General features: G+C 41.0%; 3 protein-coding genes and 1 pseudogene. 2 read left to right on the forward strand and 2 right to left on the reverse strand.

The genetic code is table 11. The annotated features are described in order from the left end of the window. Positions 1-122: 122 nt before the first annotated feature. Positions 123-401, forward strand: coding sequence for a hypothetical protein (locus AC1DND_RS24295; protein WP_477585135.1), 279 nt, complete (start codon positions 123-125; stop codon positions 399-401). Between the two features lie 42 nt (positions 402-443). Here AC1DND_RS24295 and AC1DND_RS24300 read toward each other — a convergent pair whose 3' ends face one another. Next, a complete protein-coding gene (locus AC1DND_RS24300) occupies positions 444-980 on the reverse strand; it encodes an O-acetyl-ADP-ribose deacetylase (protein WP_477585136.1) in 537 nt (178 codons plus the stop codon). A 231-nt stretch (positions 981-1,211) separates the two neighbouring features. Next, positions 1,212-1,418: a helix-turn-helix transcriptional regulator gene (locus AC1DND_RS24305; RefSeq protein ID WP_477585137.1), complete on the reverse strand. Its 207-nt coding sequence runs from the start codon at positions 1,416-1,418 to the stop codon at positions 1,212-1,214. A 428-nt stretch (positions 1,419-1,846) separates the two neighbouring features. Here AC1DND_RS24305 and AC1DND_RS24310 point away from each other — a divergent pair. After that, positions 1,847-3,029: pseudogene (locus AC1DND_RS24310) on the forward strand (DUF6443 domain-containing protein); the annotation flags it as partial.

A 3,029-nucleotide genomic window follows, 5' to 3' on the forward strand; every position in this document is an offset into this window, starting at 1 on the left:
GGTATTTACAGTATACTAGGGCCAGGAGCAAGCAAATCGCAAATGTTCCAGTTAGAGAAACTGGGGGGGCAAGTTTCCCCTGCAGTTCAAAATATTTCACCAATTCTTAAAGTTAAATAGGTATGAAAAATGTTAATTGGTTTAAGAAAGAATTTGAGTCATATCTAAAAGGATATGATGTAAAATATAAATTTTTTGAGAAAGGAGACCTTGGTGATCTCAACCAAGTTGAGTTTAATTCTAAAGAAAGAGGGGGGGAAATTGATTTTTGGAGTTCGGGATGGCTCAATGTTCATTTTGTAGATTATATAAGTGGAGATGAGTTATTTAATATTTTACTAAAACCTGATCAATATGAAGAGAAAGATAAAGTTCTGAATAAATTAAAAGATTTTTTATAGGAAAGGTCCTTGAAGAAATTAGACTGCTCAAAAAATAGCTACTTATTTGAGCAGTCTAGAATGTGGGCTTTCATTTAAGAGTAGTTTATATATATCGTAGTTTTCGTTATCAAAACAAACGAAAAGAACTTTATGTATATATTTAGATGAAGTTAAGAAGCTTTTTACTGTATTAATGGCAATTTCAGCAGCTTTTCGTTTTGGAAAACGATAAATGCCAGTGCTAATGTTCGGGAAAGCTATTGTTTGAACCAGATTATCATCAGCTAATTCAAGGCTGCTTTTATAAGCCCTGCAGAGCAAGCCTTCTTCATTTTTTCTTCCATTGTTCCACACTGGCCCAACAGTATGGATAACAAATTTTGCAGGAAGGTTACCTGCTGTTGTTATTACTGCTTCGCCAATATTGCAGCCGCCTTGCTTATTTCTGATCTTTTGGCACTCTTCCAGAATTGACTTACCACCTGCTTTATGTATAGCCCCATCGACACCACTGCCGCCTAATAATGATGTATTGGCCGCATTTACAATAGCATCAGCTTCAACTTTTGTAATATCGCCTTGTATTAATTGAATCACTATGTTTTATTTGATTAAGAATACATTCCTCGCCAGCGCATCGCGTTCTGCTTGTGCTTAAGGGGTGTTGCAAAGTCTAGCATTTTCACCCGAGCTTTGTTATTTATTGCGCATATTCCTTTCTGGTGTTGGCATCCCTAAGGAAAGCGTCAACAATAGCCAGGAGGTGTGGCTTGTCGTTTTCCAACAGGTCTTCTATCTGCTGGAGTCGTTAACTGTTTTTTTATCAAATCAGGTATTTACGCTTTCGCCAGCTATATAGTCTAACGATACCTCGAAAGCCTGTACGATCTTTATTGCAGCCTCGATGGAGGGCACCTCCTCGCTTCCCTCGTACTTTCCGATCATGACTCTTGAAATGCCACTCTTTTCGGCCAGTTGGCCCTGCGACCAGTCTTTCTTGTCCCTTAAATCCGATATGATCTTTCCTGTGTTTATCTCTTAAAAGGTGCTTTTATACTCTTTCGGAGCGGTTTATAGCAAAAATAAGTAAATAAAAGAGATAAAAAAAATCGAATAGGTATTGATGTGCCTTATATGTAGCTTACGAGAATAAAAAAACGGAGAAATTAATATAAAAGGAGAATCAGTTTATTATTTTACCTATAAATGGATGGATAATGAGACTGTGTTGGTAACGGATTATTATAGCAATGTAAACCCATTATGGAAAATAGAGTGAAGAATATAGTAACATAAAATTCCACAGTCTGCACTATTATGACGGTTACAGTTTTCCTGGTTATAGCGGCAGTTATACGGCGAGTGTTGCGGTAAGCAACCGGACCAGTACCGATAACGGTGCAGATGCAACGGTTTATGAGCCCCGGAAACTGTACAAAACGATCAGCAGGGATGAAAACTGGGTGTCCACCCATCCAAAAGCAGGTATAACCGAAGAATTCAAGGATATGGAAGGGCATGTGGTGCTTAAACGGGTCTGGGAAACGGATATTAAAAGCCTTTCTACTTATTATGTTTATGATGACCTTGGAAACCTGCGTTATGTGCTGCCTMCGGCGGTCAACGAAAATACAGAGCGGTCGGCCGGTACCATCAGTAGTTTTACAGAAACTGATGGTGTATTCAGGGATTTTATCTATGGTTATCATTATGATGGACGGAACCGGGTAACGGAGAAAAAGATCCCTGGCAAGGGCTGGGAGTATCTGGTGTACAACAAACTCGACCAGGTGATATTTACCCAGGATGCAAAGCAGCGTTCGACCTATGAATGGGTTTTTACCAAGTATGATGCATTGGGAAGAGTGATCATGACGGGTATTTACCTGGATGACGCCCAAAGGGCTATATTCCAGACGAATCTGAATGCTCAGAGTTACCCATTATTTGAAGGCCGGGATATCGGGTCAGCTGTAGGTACAGGATATACGAACAATGCTTATCCGAACGTTGGAGTCAGCACCTACCTTACAATCAATTATTACGACGATTACAATTTTCAAGGGAATACTTTTGGTCCACCGGTTTCGCCACAGGTAGGAAATGACCATACCAAAACGCTGCTGACCGGTACCCGGACAACGATATTGGGGACAGGAACGATGCTGCTGAGCGTAAACTACTATGATAGGGATGGACGGGTAATCMAGTCGAAAAGCGTGAACCACCTTGGTGGTAGTGATGTGGTGGATAATGAGTGGAACTTTGATGGGAGTTTAAAGAACAGTACGCGTGTTCATGTAGGAAACGGGGCGACCACGACCATTGCCAATAGTTATGCCTACGACCATGTGGGCAGGAAGAAGAGGACGAAATCCAGTATCAATGGTGGGACACAGGTGACGTTATCAAGTTTAACCTACAATGAGATCGGGCAGCTGATCAGTAAGGACCAGCATAGTACCGATGATGTGAATTTTGCGCAGCATACTGGCTTTACCTTTAACTACACTTATGACAGGCTGAACCGTTTGACGGTGTCCAGTGCCGGAAACAGCTTGGGAGAGAGCATCAGCTATGATGTGATGGGGAATATCAAAGCCCTGAACAGGGATAACTTCGCGACCAATGATTACCATATCGATC

Source organism: Pedobacter sp. 01N416 (genome assembly GCF_056399685.1).